Source organism: Bradyrhizobium sp. Ken64 (assembly GCF_055807555.1).
The window spans coordinates 204,237-222,466 of the sequence record NZ_JBVVPA010000011.1 but is presented as its reverse complement, the minus strand read 5'-3'; the positions used below and the strand labels follow the sequence as shown (position 1 = coordinate 222,466).

At 57.9% G+C, this 18,230-nt stretch carries 18 protein-coding genes and 1 pseudogene; 9 read left to right on the top strand and 10 right to left on the bottom strand.

The annotated features are described in order from the left end of the window. Positions 1-171: 171 nt before the first annotated feature. A complete protein-coding gene (locus AC0L2F_RS20140) occupies positions 172-435 on the top strand; it encodes a hypothetical protein (protein WP_473249592.1) in 264 nt (87 codons plus the stop codon). Between the two features lie 203 nt (positions 436-638). On the opposite strand, the gene AC0L2F_RS20135 is transcribed toward AC0L2F_RS20140, so the two are convergent. The 4 genes from AC0L2F_RS20135 to AC0L2F_RS20120 all read right to left on the bottom strand — a co-directional run bounded on the left by AC0L2F_RS20135 (position 639) and on the right by AC0L2F_RS20120 (position 2,351). Then, positions 639-968: a hypothetical protein gene (locus AC0L2F_RS20135; protein WP_473249591.1), complete on the bottom strand. Its 330-nt coding sequence runs from the start codon at positions 966-968 to the stop codon at positions 639-641. A gap of 126 nt (positions 969-1,094) precedes the next feature. Continuing rightward, positions 1,095-1,232 carry a hypothetical protein gene (locus tag AC0L2F_RS20130; protein ID WP_473249590.1) on the bottom strand — a complete coding sequence of 46 codons (138 nt, stop codon included), beginning with the start codon at positions 1,230-1,232 and terminating at the stop codon, positions 1,095-1,097. 101 nt (positions 1,233-1,333) lie between these two features. Further along, positions 1,334-1,729, bottom strand: coding sequence for a hypothetical protein (locus tag AC0L2F_RS20125; protein ID WP_473249589.1), 396 nt, complete (start codon positions 1,727-1,729; stop codon positions 1,334-1,336). A gap of 61 nt (positions 1,730-1,790) precedes the next feature. Continuing rightward, positions 1,791-2,351: a D-glycero-alpha-D-manno-heptose-1,7-bisphosphate 7-phosphatase gene (locus AC0L2F_RS20120; protein ID WP_473249588.1), complete on the bottom strand. Its 561-nt coding sequence runs from the start codon at positions 2,349-2,351 to the stop codon at positions 1,791-1,793. A 399-nt stretch (positions 2,352-2,750) separates the two neighbouring features. On the opposite strand from AC0L2F_RS20120, the gene AC0L2F_RS20115 reads away from it, so the two are divergent. The 3 genes and pseudogenes from AC0L2F_RS20115 (at position 2,751) to AC0L2F_RS20105 (ending at position 5,441) form a co-directional block, all read left to right on the top strand. After that, entirely contained in the window at positions 2,751-3,611 is an 861-nt protein-coding gene (locus AC0L2F_RS20115; RefSeq protein ID WP_473249587.1) for a YqaJ viral recombinase family protein, read from the top strand. Next, positions 3,595-4,794: pseudogene (locus tag AC0L2F_RS20110) on the top strand (ERF family protein). Before AC0L2F_RS20115 ends, AC0L2F_RS20110 begins: the two are co-directional and overlap by 17 nt. Beyond that, positions 4,791-5,441, top strand: a complete 651-nt coding sequence (locus tag AC0L2F_RS20105; protein ID WP_473249586.1) for a hypothetical protein — start codon at positions 4,791-4,793, stop codon at positions 5,439-5,441. Before AC0L2F_RS20110 ends, AC0L2F_RS20105 begins: the two are co-directional and overlap by 4 nt. Before the next feature lie 1,296 nt (positions 5,442-6,737). Here the strand turns inward: AC0L2F_RS20105 and fcl are convergent. Both fcl and gmd read right to left on the bottom strand, forming a co-directional pair. Further along, positions 6,738-7,679: a GDP-L-fucose synthase gene (fcl, locus tag AC0L2F_RS20100; RefSeq protein WP_473249585.1), complete on the bottom strand. Its 942-nt coding sequence runs from the start codon at positions 7,677-7,679 to the stop codon at positions 6,738-6,740. After that, the gene (gene gmd, locus AC0L2F_RS20095) at positions 7,660-8,730 is read right to left on the bottom strand and encodes a GDP-mannose 4,6-dehydratase (RefSeq protein ID WP_473249584.1); all 1,071 of its coding nucleotides are present in this window, start codon (positions 8,728-8,730) and stop codon (positions 7,660-7,662) included. Before gmd ends, fcl begins: the two co-directional genes overlap by 20 nt. Before the next feature lie 400 nt (positions 8,731-9,130). Between gmd and AC0L2F_RS20090 the strand changes: the two genes are divergently transcribed. After that, positions 9,131-10,345 carry a glycosyltransferase family 4 protein gene (locus AC0L2F_RS20090; protein ID WP_473249583.1) on the top strand — a complete coding sequence of 405 codons (1,215 nt, stop codon included), beginning with the start codon at positions 9,131-9,133 and terminating at the stop codon, positions 10,343-10,345. 192 nt (positions 10,346-10,537) lie between these two features. Here AC0L2F_RS20090 and AC0L2F_RS20085 read toward each other — a convergent pair whose 3' ends face one another. Then, positions 10,538-10,726: a hypothetical protein gene (locus AC0L2F_RS20085; RefSeq protein WP_473249581.1), complete on the bottom strand. Its 189-nt coding sequence runs from the start codon at positions 10,724-10,726 to the stop codon at positions 10,538-10,540. A 274-nt stretch (positions 10,727-11,000) separates the two neighbouring features. Here AC0L2F_RS20085 and AC0L2F_RS20080 point away from each other — a divergent pair, with 274 nt between their 5' ends. Continuing rightward, a complete protein-coding gene (locus tag AC0L2F_RS20080; RefSeq protein WP_473249580.1) occupies positions 11,001-11,306 on the top strand; it encodes a hypothetical protein in 306 nt (101 codons plus the stop codon). A 542-nt stretch (positions 11,307-11,848) separates the two neighbouring features. Here the strand turns inward: AC0L2F_RS20080 and AC0L2F_RS20075 are convergent. Genes AC0L2F_RS20075 through AC0L2F_RS20065 form a run of 3 tightly spaced genes read right to left on the bottom strand, consistent with a single transcriptional unit; the run spans position 11,849 to position 14,484 of the window. After that, the gene (locus AC0L2F_RS20075; protein ID WP_473249579.1) at positions 11,849-12,946 is read right to left on the bottom strand and encodes a DegT/DnrJ/EryC1/StrS family aminotransferase; all 1,098 of its coding nucleotides are present in this window, start codon (positions 12,944-12,946) and stop codon (positions 11,849-11,851) included. Positions 12,947-12,955: 9 nt separating this feature from the next. Then, positions 12,956-13,426 (bottom strand): acyltransferase, encoded by a 471-nt coding sequence (locus tag AC0L2F_RS20070; RefSeq protein WP_473249577.1) that lies wholly within the window; start codon positions 13,424-13,426, stop codon positions 12,956-12,958. After that, positions 13,423-14,484 carry a Gfo/Idh/MocA family protein gene (locus AC0L2F_RS20065; protein WP_473249576.1) on the bottom strand — a complete coding sequence of 354 codons (1,062 nt, stop codon included), beginning with the start codon at positions 14,482-14,484 and terminating at the stop codon, positions 13,423-13,425. Before AC0L2F_RS20065 ends, AC0L2F_RS20070 begins: the two co-directional genes overlap by 4 nt. 292 nt (positions 14,485-14,776) lie before the next feature. Here AC0L2F_RS20065 and AC0L2F_RS20060 point away from each other — a divergent pair, with 292 nt between their 5' ends. The 3 genes from AC0L2F_RS20060 to AC0L2F_RS20050 all read left to right on the top strand — a co-directional run bounded on the left by AC0L2F_RS20060 (position 14,777) and on the right by AC0L2F_RS20050 (position 18,074). Next, entirely contained in the window at positions 14,777-15,694 is a 918-nt protein-coding gene (locus AC0L2F_RS20060; protein ID WP_473249575.1) for a hypothetical protein, read from the top strand. A gap of 58 nt (positions 15,695-15,752) precedes the next feature. Further along, positions 15,753-17,099, top strand: coding sequence for a hypothetical protein (locus AC0L2F_RS20055; RefSeq protein ID WP_473249574.1), 1,347 nt, complete (start codon positions 15,753-15,755; stop codon positions 17,097-17,099). A 99-nt stretch (positions 17,100-17,198) separates the two neighbouring features. Then, positions 17,199-18,074 carry an NAD-dependent epimerase/dehydratase family protein gene (locus tag AC0L2F_RS20050; protein ID WP_473249572.1) on the top strand — a complete coding sequence of 292 codons (876 nt, stop codon included), beginning with the start codon at positions 17,199-17,201 and terminating at the stop codon, positions 18,072-18,074. The last annotated feature ends 156 nt before the right edge of the window (positions 18,075-18,230 follow it).

Genomic DNA, 18,230 nt, shown 5'->3' with positions numbered 1-18,230 from the left:
GCCGTCGGCTTCCGCAATGACGAGCACACCATCAAGGCCGGCCTGAACTACCGGTTCAATTGGGGCGCCGCGTCGGCTTCTCGTTACTGACGGCTTACGTAATATACTTAAAGGGCCAGCCATACGGGCTGGCCCTTTCCCGTAAGCCGGAATGGCTGGCGCGAGGAATGCGTGTCAGCCAAAATACTCACCCGGCTGAACCCGATCGAACAGGTCTTTACCAAGCTCAAACACTTGCTCGGGTCTGCGCTGCCATTGGCGCGCCAGAAGAATGCGCGAACTGCCGCAAAACTCAAGCTATCGAAGCTATTGCCATCACGCTTCAGTTTCCTTGCTGCGGGAACTGCGGTTGTCATCAATCACAGCGGTAACGCCATCGATGAACGCTTGACACTCAGCGTGGGTCTTGAAAGTGCCCTTGTACTTCCCGAATAGGAAGACGGTCCGGCCGTGCCCCTTTCCGAAAAAGTATTGGCCGACGTGTCCGCCCCTTTCGTCTTTGAGCTCAATGCTACCAAGGCTTTGCACTGACTTTAGGTCTGTCTCGGGTAGCTTGATCCGCACATGTGTCTCCGCGAATACGGGCGGCTCCGCCCGGCCTAAGGACGTTAGCGGCCTCAACTGGCGTGTCTAGCTGATCAGCGCTTCGTCGCGTTACCGGCCAATTCCATCGCTAGATCCAGAGCTGCAACTCCGATTTGATCTGAAGAATTAGATTTGCAGCGCCGGTCCATCCAAGCAACGATCGCGGAGAAATCGCCGCCGCCGACAATGTCTCTCTCGGCACTCACGTTAAGCCCGCTGACGAAGCCCACGACCCAGGATTCAAAGGCTGCCTTAACAACTAAGTTCTTCTTCCTATTCAACCAAGCGGTACAAGATTGCGAGCCCGCCCCCACGATCGTTGATCCGGCGTTCAGCGACGTCGGCAAGATTAGCATCATCACTATGGCAAGCGCTCGTCTCATCTCTTCCTCGACCGAAAACGGCTACTTCCAAGGAGGCTCTATCTGTTGCTTTGCCCGACGGCGCAAGCTCATTTTCGGTTTTTCGATGCGCCTGCGTATGGGAATAGACGCTTCTACGGCGGATCGCTATCTCAGGCTCGCATCCGGCCGGTGAGGAACCTCATCGGAGCGGCGGGATCGACGCAAGTTCTGCCGCCCCATCGCGTAGAGCACAAACAGGCCGATGGTGATCGCGACAGCCAGCAGTGGGAAAATGTAGTTCATGCAGCCTCCAAGACTTTAAAATACTAGCAGCCCGTCCACTCGGCGCGACGCTCCCCGGCCTGAGACCCTACCCTGCCAATATCCTTCTCAGCTCGTGGTTCTCATCCGGCATTCCGCTTCAAATGTTTGAGCCCCCGCCTTTGCCGCGAGAGAGCAGCCTTCTCATACCGTTCCAAGCTCGAGAGATATCTCATTTGCTTTGGTTCCGAGCCGTCGATCACCGCCAAGATCAGAATTAGCCTAAGAGCACGCAGGCGATCCTGGCGACTCCTAGCTTGAGCCAAATCTTGAACTGCGACATCCATGTCCGTACCTTTGAAGTCTTCCGCAAGAACTGCATCGAAGCCAGCGAAATCAGAACCAGCGGGTTCGTCCCAACGAGATAAGCCATGCCGATAGGCGTTGCGGCTCGATGCTGCTTTGCCGGCGCTTGTTTGCGGCCCGGTGCTCCTCGTTGCGTTTGCGCGATTGGCTTCGATTTGTCGCTTTGACGCCAACTTACCTCCTTGATTTCTCTACTTAACAATCGAGCAATCCATTTGCCGGCAAGGCCGAGCCTCAATCCTCGGTTCCGGCTTCTCCACGATGCGATGGTGACCGCTCCGGAGGATACGACGAATCCGTCAATAACGGCGCAATGAACGTGTGGAGGTTTGATCCATCAAACAGATAGGCTGCTATTCCGGCCGCTTGCGCCGCAGCAAGATCGCTCTGCTTGTCACCGACCAGGAAGCTAGCATCGATGTCCACCGGATACCGCTCAAGGAGGGCTCTGATCATGCCCGGCTGCGGCTTACGACAGTCGCAGAGGACACGGTAACGCTCAATCAGACCGTCCGGGTGATGTGGGCAAAATTCGAACGCATCGATACGGGCATCAACGATAGCGAGTTCACGCGACATCCATTCGTGCAGATCGCGAACATGCCGCTCCTCGTATAGCCCCCTCGCAATTCCTGATTGGTTGGTCACGACAAACGCAAGATACCCGGCGTCATTGACTGCCTTGACGGCCTCTCGAGCTCCTTCTACCCACCGGATCTTGCCGGGGTCGAAAGCATAGCCATCGTCCTCATTGAGGACGCCATCACGGTCGAAAAATACTGCCGGACGCTTCAAATCTCACAGGCCCAAGTTGGGAGGGTACCCGCCAATCTTCCGACAATCACGGCTTGATTTCAATCGGTCATGGGAGCGGACAACATCGTTCGCTGCAAGCGCGCCTTTTGCATCCAGGTCTTTGCTGTCCATCGTGAATTGGCTTCGTTTTGTCGGTCTTTGTACTACCGGTCAGCCTCGTCCCTTCCTTGCCCTAAGCGCGCGAGAACAAGAGCCATTCCTGCCGCTAAAACGAGCAAGATTGTTGCTGCAGAAAGGACTGGCCTTCATCCGCGATTGGAGCGTTACTGATTCTACCGGGTGCCACCTTCGATCCTAGCGCCGGTATCTCGCCTCGCAGACGCGGGGCTTCAGGCAGTGCGGCAAGTGAAGCCGCTTGTTTTTGCATAGGAGATACCGGTGACAACAGTTCAAGCAAACGGCGTCGATGCGCCCAATCACATCATCAGGTTCAACCCCAATGACCGCCGCCACTTCATCGGCGGCTCAGATGCGCGTGTCATCATGGGCGACGACCAGGACAAGCTCACCCGCCTTTGGCAAGAGAAACGTGGAGAGGTCGCACGAGAAGATCTCTCGGATAATCTCATCGTCCAGCTCGGCACGATAACAGAGGTTCTCAATCGCGCTTGGTACCAGCGCTCGACAGGACAAACCATCTCGGACATCCAGAAGCGCGTTCGGCATCCCGTGCACAAATGGATGTCGGCAACACTCGATGGCATGGTCGAGCAGACTGGAGCGGTGTTCGAGGCCAAGTTCATGCTGCCCTGGGCGTTCACGGAGGAGGCCGCCGCCGAAAAGCATATGGCACAGCTGCAGCATAATATGTGGGTGGTCGCCGCTCGCTCGTCCGTACTCTCGATCATCACCGGCGGTGGCAAATGGGTTGAGATCAAGATTCACGCTGATCCGCTCTATCAGCATCTGCTGCTCACCGCCGAGAAGAAGTTCTGGCGCTGCGTTCAGAGCGGCGATGCGCCTCTGCTCTTCAACATCGAAACGCCGCGACCAAGGCTGGAGACCGTTAAGGTCGTCGATATGGCTTCGTCCAATGCCTGGGGCGAGTTCGCTGCAACCTATCTCCGCACCAAGGACGCCCACGGGGAGCACGAGCTCTCCAAAGCTGAGCTGAAGAAGCTCGTGCCCGAGGATGCCAAGGAGGCAAGCGGGCATGGGATCAAGGCCAAGCGCTCCAAGTCCGGCGCCATCAGCTTCGACGCTCTCGTCTTGGAGGGGTCCGATGCATCAATCCAGTGAGCGGATCGGGGCGATCGCGGGCGCCCTCGCCCGGGCGCAGGCCGAGCTTACCAACCCGGAAAAGACCCTCACGGCGGTAATCCGGTCCCCCTTCCCCCGGGAGGACGACCGGACCTTCCGCTACGCCTCCCTGGCTTCGGGCCTGGACATCGTCCGCAAGACGCTGAGCCAGCAGGAGATCGCAACCGTCCAGACCACACGGATCGACTCCGGCAGCGGTCAAGTGCGTCTCACGACCCTGCTGGCCCATGCCTCCGGCGAATGGATCTCCTCCGATTGGCCGGTCTGCGCCGCAAAGGAGATCGAAGCGCCGCATCGGATGGGAGCCTCATTGACGTATGCGCGCCGCTACGCCCTATTTGCTCTGGTTGGCATTGCCGGTGAGGACGACCTCGACGCCCCTGATGCAATTGCCGGACCTCCCGCGGCCGCCCAGCCGCAAATGGCTCCCGGTCCGAAAGCAAAGCCCGCCAAAGCCGTCTTGAACCGAGCGGCTGTCCTGAAGCCCTAGCAATCCGCTGAGCTACGGGAGCGGCTGCTGGCCGAGCTGGCGGTAGCTTTTGGGAATAGCGACGACCTCCTGGCTTGGGCCAAAGCCAGCCTTCCCCTGAAGAACACCCTCCTAGAGGCCGACGCCCGGGTGCTTGAGGCGGCCTATCAGGTGAGGTTCGAGGAGACGGCCCACCTTGAGACCGAAGCCGATCTGCCACCATCCGAGGCTGAGCGCGCCCCCGGACAGGAACCGACGGAAGAACTTTCCCTCTCCCAAGCCGCTAGCCCAGGCTCAAGCTCCGGTGGGCCGGCGGATCAGCGAGGGGGCGGCCTCGCCTTCCCCAAAGAGCCCCCTCGCAAGCGGAGCAAGGCCCACCTTGCTTTTATCCGGGCACAGCCCTGCCTGGTCTGCAAGCAGGCTCCATCCGATGCCCACCACCTCAAGTTCGCCCAGCCGCGAACACTCGGGCGCAAGGTGAGCGACGAATTCACAGTCCCATTATGCCGCTCTCACCATCAGGCTCTCCATCGGTATGGCAACGAAAAGGCATGGTGGGAGGATATGCAGATATCGCCTTTGCCTGCCGCGAGCGAGTTATGGGCAGCAAGCCCCGTTCATGACCACGCTAGTCCGAACGTGGCCACTTTCGATGCTTCATCGCCGGTCCGACCGGAGGTCACACGTCAATGAATGGCCCCTTCAGCAACGCCACGCCTGCCACCACATCCGCTATTCCGGTCGAATTTCAAGTCCTGTGTCCTGCTCCCCAACTTCTGCCCGGCGAAAGCATCGAGAAGTATCGCGCTCTCCAGGCCGTCATCTTCCGCGACATAGCCCCCCAATCGGCGATCGAGTGGCTGCTTGCCATTGATATTGCGGAGCTGTCCTGGGAGATGCAGCACTACCGAATTCTGCGGCATAAGCTGCTGGAATCATATCGACAAAAAGCAATAGAGATTACGCTTCGTCGGATAGATGTGCCCGACATCGTGCCTGACTTCAAACATGACGCCGAACGCTACATCACTCAGAACGCGCTTGATTGGCGGCTCGATCGCATTGCGGCAGACGAAATCGAAGCACGTCTCGCATCGTATGGCTTCGATCAGCACACCATTAGCGTGGAAGTTTACGTGCAGGCCCGCGAGATGTTCACGCTATTCGAAACGCTAATGAACGCAGCACAGTTGAGACGGCTGTTCTTGTTGAAGGAGATCAGCAGCCGTCGTCGAATGCAGGACCCGGCCAACTTCGTCCCTGGTCAACCGAATATCCGATCGAGAACGAGGTACAGTTCGCTGCTGCAGAACCAATCCGGCGGTGCTTCGCGACCATGAAGGCGGAAAGTGTGTTTCGGCGTGGAACAAGGGCGCTGACTCACCTCTGATGAGTTTCAAGCCGGCTCGCGTTGCTTTCACAAAGGAATCAACCTGACGCAGCGAGCCCTACGTCCGTCCGCCCTGGTTCCTCGCAGGTTTGATGTGGAGGGCCCCGACTGTGACGGCGCCGCGACCGTGATCACCGTCCGTCCCAGGATGACCACGGCTGCACCAAAGTTCCATAAGAGCCCCTTGGGACGCCGGGGGTCCCAGTCCAACTCCCATTGACATGAAACAGCCTTGTACCGCTGTCGGGAGGCTTTTCTCCGTCACCTTGCATCTCTCGATATCAGTGACGCTTTGCATGCTATCATCGAAACATAGGCGGGCAGCTTAGCTCGGACCGAGAATCAAATAGAGGATGATGACGCCCACGATCACGGTCCAGGCAATTGATGTGGCGACAGTCCGTATCTGCGTTGGCATCGACGCCCCTCCCGCAAACAAGGGACCGCTTGCACTGAAGAAACGGCCTCTTGAGCCTCACTTAAAAAGATGTCCGGTAAATCTCTTCCCCGGGTCGGCCATCATCAAAGGCCGAATTCGGCTCCCTGTGAAGGCACAGGCCGTTCGACGATCGACGGAACAATTCTGATGTTGCGAGAGAGACACACTTGATCATTCAGTATCGTTCAAAATGGGCTCTGTTGTATGTCCAACCAGAATCGGTGGGAGATCTCATGTCCTCGATTCGACCGGACACCGCCAGCCATGGCCGCCGTCACTGGTCTGGTACCCTGTTCGCGATCGCAGTCGCTGCCTCTTTGGCAGCCTGTTCATCCATTGCCGACCTTCCGCAGCTTACCCAAACAGCCCCCCAGATCTATCGGCCCCAACTGTGATCAACTATCTCAAAGCCGCGGCAGCCCAGGCGGAAGCTTCAACCACCGCTCGAAATATCGGCACCAATCCCAGCGCCCGCGAACTCGTCCATCCCGTGGATCGTCTGCCTGCGAAGCGGAGCCACGGAACGCTGGGCTTACAGTGTTTTCTTCATAGACAACGAGATGAATAATTTCCGATATTCAGCCGCCGTCGATCGTTGCGAGTCGCAGACCTTCCTCCGCTTTAAATAGGGCCTGCGGATACTCTAGAGTTCCGCGCGATCAGAGTCATCTGCTTATGATCGAACCCGCCCGAGCTCGACGTCAACGGACTATATGGGGCCGCGACCTCTGCAACAGCTCCAGCATGGCCGATTGAAAAGCGGCTCGCCATGAACAGAGAGAATGATATGGCGGAGACAGACGCAATCTATCTATTTGACAAGTAGGCCTCGTAAGCACAGTTCACTCCCTCCGTGAGCGACGTCGTCGCGCGCCAGCCAAGTTTTGCGAGGCGACTGACGTCGAGCAGCTTGCGCGGCGTGCCGTCGGGACGCGAGCTGTCAAAACTGATCTCGCCGCTGTAACCGACGATTTCGGCGACGACCCGCGCGAACTCGGCGATCGTGATGTCCTCCCCGGTGCCGATGTTGACCAGCTCGGCACTCGAATAGGTCTTCATCAAGTGCACGCAGGCATCGGCCATGTCATCGACATAAAGGAACTCGCGCCGCGGCGTGCCGGTGCCCCAGACGACGACATTCTCCGCGCCCGAAACCTTGGCCTCGTGGAAGCGGCGGATCAGGGCCGCGACCACGTGGCTCATTTCGGGGTGATAATTGTCGCCGGGGCCGTAGAGATTGGTCGGCATCACGCTGATGAAGTCGCACCCGTACTGGCTGCGGTAGGCCTCAGCCATCTTGATCCCGGCGATTTTTGCAATTGCATAAGGCTCGTTGGTCGGCTCCAGCGGGCCGGTCAGCACGGAGTCCTCGCGCAAGGGCTGCGCCGCCAATTTCGGGTAGATGCAGGACGAGCCCAAAAACATCAGCTTGTCGGCGCCGTTCTGATGCGCGGCCTGGATCACGTTGGCCGCGATCGCGATGTTGTCGTAGATGAATTCGGCGCGCAGCGTGTTGTTGGCGACGATGCCGCCGACCTTTGCCGCGGCGAGGAAGATCACCTGCGGCCGCGCCTTCGCGAACCAGTCGAACACAGCGGCCTGGTTGCACAGATCGACCTCCCGCCGGTCCATGGTGACGAGCTTGACGTCCTCCCGCACCAGCCGGCGCGCAATCGCGCTGCCGACCATGCCGCGATGGCCGGCGACGTAGACGCTCTTGCCTTTCAGCTCAAACGGTGCGTTTGCCACTCGCCGCATCCCGCTTTGCGCCCGCCAGATCGCTCGCCATCATCTCCGCGACGAGTTGTGCAAAGCTCCGCTTCGGCGCCCAGCCAAGCACCTCGCGTGCCTTGCTGGCGTCGCCGACGAGGAGATCAACCTCGGTGGGACGGAAATAGGTCGGATCGATCTTCACGACCGTCTTGCCGCTCTTCTCATCGACGCCGGTTTCCTCGACGCCCTCGCCGCGCCATGCGATGCGGCGGCCGACCTGCGCGAACGACAGCTCGACCATCTCGCGCACGGAATGCATCTCGCCGGTGGCAAGCACAAAATCGTCGGGTTTGTCGGCCTGCAGGATCTTGTGCATGCCCTCGACATAGTCGCGCGCATGGCCCCAGTCGCGCTTGGCGGAGAGATTGCCGAGATAGAGCGTCTCCTCCAGGCCGACCTCGATGCGGGCGACAGCGCGCGTGATCTTGCGGGTGACGAAGGTTTCGCCGCGGATCGGGCTCTCGTGGTTGAACAGGATGCCGTTGCTCGCGAACATGCCATAGGCCTCGCGGTAATTCACCGTGATCCAGTAGCCGTAAAGCTTTGCCACGCCGTAGGGCGAGCGAGGATAGAAGGGCGTGGTCTCCTTCTGCGGGATCTCCTGCACGAGGCCATAGAGCTCAGAGGTCGAAGCCTGGTAGAACCGCGTCTCCTTCTCCATGCCGAGGATGCGGATCGCTTCCAGCAGGCGCAGGACGCCGATGCCGTCGGCATTGGCGGTGTATTCGGGGCTCTCGAAGCTGACGGCGACGTGGCTCTGGGCGGCGAGATTGTAGATCTCGGTCGGCCGGATCTGCTGAACCAGACGGATCAGATTGGTCGAATCCGTCATGTCACCGTAGTGCATCAGGAAGGGGACGCTCCCGACATGTGGATCCTGGTAGAGATGATCGACCCGGGCGGTGTTGAACGAGGACGAACGCCGCTTGATGCCGTGCACGACATAGCCGAGCGAGAGCAGGTACTCGGCCAGATAGGCGCCGTCCTGACCGGTCACACCGGTGATGAGAGCGATCCGTTTACTCATCTTCCTTGTTCCCACTATCTGTGAACTCGAGCGCGAAGCACCCAAAAAAGCGCCGCGCAGAACGCATTCTTGCGACCTTCTTGCACTTATCAGGAGTCGCGGGTCAACCCCTGGCGCCATAGACACCGGCGTCCGGTAGACGCCGCCACTCAGAGGCAGCGTCCCGGATACGTTCCAATCGAGATAGCTGGCCGTTCTGGAACGTGTTAAGCGTGAACATGGAATAAATTCAATCGTTAAATGACCCAAGGCCAGGCGGGAATGAGCAGAGATCAACAAAGCACAGGTATGGGCCAGGTGCTCCGCCCCGCAGTCTTTTTCGACCGTGACGGCGTTTTGAACGTAGACAGCAAATATGCGTTCGAGATCGACAAATTTGTCGCGCAGATTGGATAGCGACGTGCGGAAGTCTCCGACTTTTATACTTGCGACCGAGTTCTATCCGCCCGACGAAACCACGACGGCAATCTATCTCGGTGCGATTGCCCAGGCCGTTGCTTTGGATATGAAGGCTGTGGTGCTCTCAGGAACGGCAGGCTCGGCCAGGCAGGAAGCGCCTGAAAAGAGCATGCACGATGTCGTCGAGATCACCAACTGGAAGCCACCCAAGCACGCGCTCGGCAGGCGCCTGTTTGCAAGTTCGGCACTTGCGATCCGGATGTTCTGCGCGGTTTACCGCCGTGCAAGAGCGGGCGATGTCGTCATGTCGGTTACTAGCCCTTTCACCCTGCCCTATGCGATCACGCTCGCCGCGAGGCTGCGACGTGCCAAAACCGCAGTCTTGATCTACGACCTCTATCCGGAGGCGCTCATCGCAGCCGGCATTGTGAGGCGAACCTCCCTCGTCGCACGCGCCTTGCGCCTTGCTAATGCTTGGCTCTTTGCGTCTTTGGACGCAATATTTGTGATCGGCCGTGACGTGCCTCCGCTTCTGCTGAGTTACAGGGGTGTAAGCGCGGAAAATATCCATTTTGTGCCGAACTGGACGCTGCTTCCGATTGGGTTCCGCGAGCTCGATGATGAGAATCCTTTCAGAGAAGCCTCTTCCGCGCAATTCGTTGTCGGACTATGCGGCAATCTCGGCTTCACGCACGCACCTCGCACCGTATTCGAAGCTGCAAGGCTGCTGCGAAAGGAGCAGAACATCCATTTCGTTCTCTCCGGATGGGGAATCGGCTGGACGGAATTAAAGGCTCTTCAAGACTCCGAAAAGCTCGAGAACGTCACCCTGCTGGATCCGGTACCGGAGGATCAGCTAGCCGATTTTCTGGCGGCTGCCGATGTGTGGATTATTCCTTATCGACAAAATGTCGCCGGCGTTTCCATCCCAAGTCGCCTCTACAATTTTCTCGCGGTGGGACGTGCCGTTATCGTTGCGACGGAAGCGCATTCCGAGGTCGCACTGGCTGTAGCCGAGGAAGATATTGGCTGGATTGTGCCCCCGGAAGACCCGCCTCTGCTCGCCCAGGCGGTGCGCGAGGCGGCGGCAAGTCGGGCAATCACAGATGAAAGGAGCCGTCGAGCGGCAAAAGCCGCCCTCAAATATACCAAGGAAGCTTCGACCAGTACCTATCGAGCCATTCTGCAAGGCTTGTCCTCCCGAGCTGCTCAATGAGCTGCCAGTGAGGCCCCGCTGGATCGCAACTTGACAGTGCGGACGTTGAACTTGCCACGTTCATCGACTACTGGAAGTCGATCCGACTCGACCATATCCTCACGCTTGACTATAGTTGGACGAAGTCCACTCCGAAGCTGATCGCGAAACACCACCGACAACAAATGCCCAAACCCTCAGTAGTACGCACGTTCATATCGTATCGCTGATCGCATCATTGAGGCTGTCTGAGACAACTGCCGACGTGCTGTTCGCGGCCAGCTTGAGTGTCGCCGCGTTCGCCCCCATCTCAATTCTCTTTTCTCTTGCCCGATTCAGCTTTGGGTATGTGCTTGGATTTACTTCTACACCATGATCCTTGGTTTTCTTTGGCTGATCCAACTTTCGAAATTTCCTTGCGATCATTCCCCGGCATACGTTTCTGCTTTTACATCAGCGCTCGCATTCCTCGTTCCTGCACTATTCATTACCTCTGCCACCCGAGCCCCGGCCCGTCGTCTCGGCGGTTTCTTTTCGGAGGCTGATGACCGCGCTCCTTATCGCCTAGGCGGTCATTGTGGGGTGGGGCGCCTTCTTCAACCTGAAGCTGGTTGGTGTTTCCGATATATACAGCTTTCGGAACGAGCTCCAGTTTCCAAGTTGGCTACAGTATGCAATGGGCATCACCTCGAACGTCCTGCTGCCGTTTGCGCTCGCATACTTTTTCACACAGAAGAACCCGTGGAAGCCGGAGTCGGTGCTGGTGGTCTTGCTGCTGTTCTACCCGATCACGTTGAGCAAACTTGCACTGTTCGCACCCGCCTGGCTGCTGTTGCTGACCCTGGGATCGCGTTTTTCGAAATCAAAACAACCGTCGTGCTTTCCCCCCTGTTGCCCGTCTTGCTGGGTGTGCTTCTGGCCAGACTATTTGAAGCCGGTGCGATCTCGTATCAGCAGTGTATTGCTTATTTCAGCTTGGTGAACTTCAGGATGGTGGCCCGTCCAGTTCAATGCGTCCCTGTTTGCAACCGAAGGCATCGCTTCGGTCGGGATGATTTGGGCTCCCGTCGCCGCCCTGCTCTGTGGGGCGATTATAGCGCTCGGAAATTGCGCATCCGCGGGCCTGCCCTCGAGGTTTGGGCTTCTGTCCACGGGCGTTCTCGTACAGACGGTCAACGTGCCGCTAACAATTTCGTTCGTAACTTATGGTGCAGCATTGACCTTTTTGCTGTGGTATCTAACCCCTCGCTCAATTTTTTACCCGAGCATTGTGGGTCCGGCCGGCTCCAGGGCGGGCTCTGCACGTCCTCAAACGACAAGGCTTAGCTTGATTTGCAAAGTGAATCGCAGCGTTCGGCGGTCGCGCGGAAATCACTTGGCTCGATTGTCACACCGGAGGAGCCTACTCAGTTCCTGCAGTCAACGGGTCTGCGGATGCCGATGACGCAAGGCTCACCGAACCCACGCCGGAATGCGTACTCCCACTGGACAGGAACGTGTCTCGACGCACAATCGTGGGCTCAGCTAGAAATTCCGGATGAGCCTGATCACCTCGTCCTGCTGCTCGCTCGTGATTTCGGCGAACATCGGCAGCGAAAGGATCTTGTTCTGATCGTCGAAAGCTCTCGGGAATTGTTCGGGGCGGTGCCTTAAGCGCACATATGCGGGCAGCAGCGGCAGGGCGGTCGGGTAGTTGATCGCCGTCTGCACTCCGTTGGCGCTCAGGTACGAGGCGAGCGCATCGCGCTTCTTATGCTTGATCGTGTATAGATGAAAGACGTGGGTGCGATCCGGCGCGACTTGGGGCATCTCAAGGCCATCGATCTGATTGAGGCCTGCATCATAGACCGCCGCGGCGTCCTGGCGCGCCTTGGTCCAGGCTTCAAGATGCTTCAGCTTCGTCGACAGGATCGCCGCCTGCATTCCGTCCAGGCGGCTGTTGATGCCTTCGATCAGGTGCTTGTGCTTCACCAAGCCGCCGTGACGGGCCAGCATGGTCATGTGCTCGGCAAGGGCCGCGTCATCAGTCACAACCGCACCGGCATCGCCGAATGCCCCGAGATTTTTACCCGGGTAGAACGAATAAGTCGCAGCCGCTCCAAAGGTTCCAACCGGCTGTCCCTTGTATCGCGCCAGATGGGCTTGGGCGCAGTCCTCGATCACCCAGAAGCCGTGCTTGCGCGCGATTGCCATGATCGGGTCCATATCCGCCGGCTGACCGTAGAGATGCACCGGGATGATCCCGACGGTCCGGGGCGTGATCGCCGCCTCGACTGCCGCCGGATCGATCGTGAAGGTCTCGCCGTCGGTATCGCAGAACACGACCTGCGCGCCCGCATGCGTGATCATCGCGGAGGTCGAAATCCAAGAATGTGCGGTCGTGATGACCTCGTCTCCCGGCTTGAGCTTGAGCGCGGCCATCGCAAGGTAGAGCGCGTCCGTGCCGTTCGCACAGGACACGCAGTGCTTGACGCTCGCAGCAGCCGCGAACTCCCGCTCGAAGGCGTCGACATACGGCCCGCGGATGAAGGCGCTATCGCGAATGACCGCAGCGATCGCACTGTCGATCTCATCCTTGATGGACTGATACTGAAGCCCGAGATCCGCATAAGGTACTGGCATAGCTACTCCCTAGGTGTCGCCCTTGAGACGACGGGCGGGATTTCCGGCATAGCTGCCGGCTTCGGCGATGTCTTTGGTGACCACCGCGCCGGCTCCGATCACGACATCATCGGCGATGGATACCGGCATGATCGTCGCGTTGGAACCGATCGAAACCCGATTGCCGATCTTCGTCGAACGCCACAAGTCCCGGCGCCCGCGCGCCGGACCGCCGGTCGAAAACGTATCGTTGATGAACATCACGCCGTGCCCGACGAAGCAATCTTCGCCGATCGACACCAATTCGCAGATGAAGGCATGCGACTGCACGCGGCTCCGCGCCCCGACGACCGCACCCGTCTGGATCTCGGTGAACGGGCCGACAAAGCAGTCGTCTGCGATCTCGCAACCGTAGAGATTACAAGGCTCCACCAATTTGACCCGCTGGCCGAATTTCACCTCGCGCACGCCGACCTGGTGCACTTCCGGCTTACCGCTCACGAGATCACTCCGAGCCTGCTCCGCCGGGGCTCGAAGCGAAGCGCGACCTCCTGCCCCGTCTCGATCGACTCGTAGAGGGCTGAAATCAGTTCGAGGCTTTTGCGGCCCTGCAAGCCGTCGACCAGCGCGGCGCGCTGATGCAAGAGGCAGTCGACGACGTGCTGGTAATAGGCCTGATGGCCAAAGCCGTAGACATTTGGCGGATTAACCGAGAACTTCTCGATGACGACCTGGTCGCTCGGCAGCGCGTCGACGAAATTCCAGTGCCTGATCTGATTGACTGCGAAACCTGCGATCTCCACGGTGCCTTTCTCGCCGAGGATGGAGAGAGAGCCTTCGAGATCCTTTGGCCGAACCGCGGTGGTGGCTTCGATGATCCCCAATGCGCCGTTGCGGAATTTCACCGTCGCCACGGCGGTGTCTTCGGTCTCGACCTTCACCAGGGCAGTCGTGGCCCGGGCATGAACGCTCACCACGTCCCCGAAGAACCACTCCAGCATGTCGATGTGATGACTGGCTTGATTGGTGAGGACGCCGCCGTCATAGGCCCAGGTGCCGCGCCAGGCGTCCTGATCATAGTAGCTTTGATCGCGGCACCAGCGCACGCGCACCGTCCCCAGGATCAGACGACCGAAGCGACCGGCTTCCAGCGCCTCGCGCGCCTTGACCACGGGAACGTTGAAGCGGTTTTGCTTGACGACGAAAAGCTTGACGCCGGCCTGGTCGCAAGCGCGCATCATATCATCTGCATCCTGCAGCCGAAGCGCCATTGGCTTTTCGACAACAACATGTTTGCCCGCCTTCGCGCAGGCAATTGCATGTTGGGGATGCATGCCGCTGGGCGTCAGCACCGCAACCGCATCAAGGTCGTTCCGCGCAAGAAAGCCATCGATATCGTAGTGTGCCGGAACGCCGAACTTCGACGCAATTGCATCCGCGCGTGCCCGAATGGGATCGCAGACAGCGACGAGACTGGCCTGGCCGATATGACCGCCGCCCAGCAGTTCGGAGTGACGCTTGGCAATGCGCCCGCACCCGAGCAAGCCAAATCTGATCATGGCAGTTCCTTTATCCGGTCAGGGCGGCAGCCGACTCTAGGTCATACCCGCACAGGGCGAGTGCGGGTCGATACGCCGTGTCTATATTCGGAAAAGCCCATATAAATCAAGTCGTTTCGGAACCAATTCTGCATTGGAAGCGCCATCGTCGATTAGAAATTTTCGGAGAGACAACAAGTCCAACCCGAATGATAGACTTGACCGATCAATTCGCTTAACCCTTAGGAACAGGAGACTAGCCGCTCGATATTCCAATTTGTGCCGATCCATTGCCTAGAAGCGACTCCAGCCGATGACCGCTCCAATCCTGCAAAGTATTTGGTCGCGCCGATTCCTGTTTCTGGGAGTGATGGGCCTGACATTTGCTGTGCTTGCCACGGCCATTTTCGCAATGCCCAAGCGCGTGCAGATTCGATCATCGATCGAAATTGGCACTGCCGTTGAAGCGCCCGACCTGGTCGCGAGGCGGATCACCGGCGTCTATGTACCCGCTACACTGTTGGCAATCGCTGGAAAAGTTAAAAACCCTTCCGTTTTGGCAAGTCTGCAAAATCCGATCGTCGATGGCTACGGCGGTTCTGTATTGATCATTAACACCATACCACCTGATTTCGAGAGCGATGCCAAGGCGTTTCAGGAGAGCATCACCGACCAGGTAATCAAGGATCTGGCACCTCATGCTCGCGCACTACGTGAAAACATCGCGTCCCGAATTACCTTGGGAACCAAAGCATCCGAAAAACTTGAACAGCAGGTCAAGAATACCGCGCGGGAGATCGAGCGCGTCGATACCTTTACAAGCAACCTTCAGCGCCAGTTGGAATCTCCCCAGGCAAATCTGGCGACGCGAGACCCACCGGCATCGCAAACGGATGAAATCAACGCCGATCAAGCACGTGCCCGAGAATTGCGCGAAACGATTTCAAATCAATGGACGTTGGCGGGGGAACTGGCGCTCGAGCGATCAAGACTTGTTCGCGATCTTACGACAGCGGAGCGGCAGCACAGTGCGCAGATGGCGGCTCTCGTCGCCGCCCAGTTTGAACAGAGTAACTTCAAGGAGCCTCAGGTGTCACAAATACCGACGCTGATGCCGGTAAAGAATGTCTGGGATCGACCAAGCTTGCTAGTTATCGCACTCGCAATTTCTATTCTGACCGCATCCGGATCTGTTGTGCTGGTTCAAAATATTACTGAGAGAAAAACGTGAACGGCAGGCGCGATTTTCTGTACAGGGATTGCCAGCATCACGTTCTGACGAGATCGGCATGACCGACCTAACCGATGATGCCCCACGTAGTTTCTTCGGGGCACCACGCCCCCGGCTTGGGCCGGCGTTCCTGATATATTTTCATATCGGGGTATGCTGTCTATCGCTGGTCTACGTCGCGGAACTTTATGGCTATCTCCAGATCATCATGTTCGATGAAATTCGCCTGCAGTCGGCGGCGCTGAATATTTTTCCATTCGCCCTTGTATCGATCCTTTTCACATTCGCCGAATTCAGCTTCGGCTACGTTTTGGGGTTCTATTTTTACACGATGGTTCTTGGCTATCTATGGCTCGTGGTCTTTTCAAAATTCCAGTACGATCATTCACTGGCAGCCTTGTCAGCATTTGCTTCGGCTCTGGCATTTCTTCTGCCAGCACTGTTCATCACCTCTCCGGTCAAGCAAAGATACGTCCTCTCCGCCCGTGCATTCGAGAGGCTCTTGCTCTCAATCCTGATTTTTGCGGCGGCGATTGCAGCAATTGGTGTTGTTCACAACTTCAGGCTGGTTGGCATAACGGAAATCTACAACTTTCGAGCTGAACTGAATTTTCCGACGTGGCTGGGATATGCGATGGGGGTAACGTCGAATGCTCTGTTGCCATTCGCCTTTGCATGCTTCTTTGCCCGCGGGCAAATTTTTCGAGCGGCGGGCGTCATCCTGCTTCTCTCGCTCTTTTACCCGATCACCCTCAGCAAGGCTTCGCTCTTTGCGGCATTCTGGCTGCTATTTTTGGCGCTACTATCCCGGCTCTTTGAGGTTCGAGCCGCTGTCGTCATATCATTACTTCTCCCTACGTCGATTGGGGTCATGTTGGTATGGTTGTTCCAGGCCGAAGTGCTCTCGCACTCGCAAATTGCGGTATATTTTGGTACCGTCAATTTCAGGATGATCGCCCTACCCTCCATCGGGTTGGATTTGTATTCTGCTTTCTTTTCGACGCACGATCTTACTTATTTTTGTCAGATCACTTATCTGAAGTCACTGGGAAATTGTCCATACAATCAACCGTTAGCGCTCCTTATGCAAAGGACCTATCAGATCGGCAACTTCAATGCGTCCTTGTTCGCAACAGAAGGAATCGCTTCGGTAGGACTGATTGCGGCGCCGGCGGCCGTCCTGGCCTGTGGGCTTCTAATCTCTCTCGGCAACCGCCTGTCTTGCGGTTTGCCGCCTAAATTCATCCTTTTGTCCATCGGCATGCTTCCGCAAGTTTTTCTAAACGTACCGCTCACGATCGCGTTTTTGACCAACGGAACGGCCATTCTATTCTTGTTGTGGTACATAACGCCCCGCACAATTTTCTCACCAGATGCTGGAAAACGAACGGCGGCCGCAAGTTGACGGGACGGCAGCGCTAAACGGGCGGCAAATAACCGGCGAACTGCTCTACCAAACCCCACACGGCAGTCGGTGATTGCAGCGCCCGGAGCCATTTTACTCATGAATGATCAATCCACCGTACTCGTGACCGGCTCGGGCGGCTTTCTTGGACGCCATCTGGTCCCCTATCTCGCCGAGCAAGGCTTCAGGGTGGTGGCGGCCTCCAGGACAACGTCCAGGGCCCAGGGCCACAACGTCGTCGCAGTGCCGCTCCCCGATCTGGCCGCGCCTTTCGATTGGACGCCGCTACTGCGGAATTGCAATGCCGTCGTCCACCTCGCCGGAATAGCTCACACATTTGCCGACGAAGACTTGTATGACCGCGTCAATCACCAGGCAGCTGAAGATCTTGCCCGAGCGGCGCTTCGGTCCGGCAGTCATCTGGTTTTGATCTCATCCATTGCCGCGCAGGCTGGCTCATTCTCCGATCGCGAATTGACTGAGGATGATGCGCCTAGGCCAAGCAACGCCTACGGACGGTCAAAATTGGCCGCCGAGCTATCGGTACGGTCGACAGGTGTCTCGTTTACAATTTTACGCCCTGTTGCGATTTACGGGGACGGCGAGAAAGGCAACTTTGCGACCGTTCACAGAATCTCGCGCCTACCGCTTCCATTGCCATTCGGAGCGCTAACGGCTCGACGGTCGGTGCTGTCGGTTGGTAATTTCTGTTCCGCCGTGGCAACTGCACTGGTCAATCCCCGCGCCCGCGGTGAAACCTTCATCGTATCGGATCCGATGCCGCTTACTGTTTCCGATGTGATTACGCGTTATCGAGCCAGCCTGAACCGACCTCCTTGGCTAATACCAGTTCCCGAACTATGGCTTAAGGTACTCCTTAAGGCTGGCGGCCAAAGCTCGATTTGGCACCGAATTGGCTGTCCGCTGATTGCGAAGCCTAGAAAACTGCTCGCACTGGGATGGACAGCATCTTGAATGAACCGCCAAGGCGGCCCAGGGTTGCCGAGCGCGAATCATGCCAGTGCAGTTCACGCTTTCATCGTTCACGTCTAGCATCATCCGGATGCTTCAGCGCGCTGAACGCTCCCCCTGAAATCCTGTCTAGGCGAGTATGAGCAACGTGTCTGACAG

What these genes read in the sequence shown, in the direction of transcription:
- AC0L2F_RS20135 (WP_473249591.1), bottom strand. Translation starts at nt 968, where the DNA reads ATGAGACGAGCGCTTGCCATAGTGATGATGCTAATCTTGCCGACGTCG.
- AC0L2F_RS20130 (WP_473249590.1), bottom strand. Translation starts at nt 1,232, where the DNA reads ATGAACTACATTTTCCCACTGCTGGCTGTCGCGATCACCATCGGCCTG.
- AC0L2F_RS20105 (WP_473249586.1), top strand. Translation starts at nt 4,791, where the DNA reads ATGAATGGCCCCTTCAGCAACGCCACGCCTGCCACCACATCCGCTATT.
- gmd (WP_473249584.1), bottom strand. Translation starts at nt 8,730, where the DNA reads ATGAGTAAACGGATCGCTCTCATCACCGGTGTGACCGGTCAGGACGGC.
- AC0L2F_RS20080 (WP_473249580.1), top strand. Translation starts at nt 11,001, where the DNA reads ATGGGCATCACCTCGAACGTCCTGCTGCCGTTTGCGCTCGCATACTTT.
- AC0L2F_RS20075 (WP_473249579.1), bottom strand. Translation starts at nt 12,946, where the DNA reads ATGCCAGTACCTTATGCGGATCTCGGGCTTCAGTATCAGTCCATCAAG.
- AC0L2F_RS20065 (WP_473249576.1), bottom strand. Translation starts at nt 14,484, where the DNA reads ATGATCAGATTTGGCTTGCTCGGGTGCGGGCGCATTGCCAAGCGTCAC.
- AC0L2F_RS20060 (WP_473249575.1), top strand. Translation starts at nt 14,777, where the DNA reads ATGACCGCTCCAATCCTGCAAAGTATTTGGTCGCGCCGATTCCTGTTT.
- AC0L2F_RS20055 (WP_473249574.1), top strand. Translation starts at nt 15,753, where the DNA reads ATGACCGACCTAACCGATGATGCCCCACGTAGTTTCTTCGGGGCACCA.
- AC0L2F_RS20050 (WP_473249572.1), top strand. Translation starts at nt 17,199, where the DNA reads ATGAATGATCAATCCACCGTACTCGTGACCGGCTCGGGCGGCTTTCTT.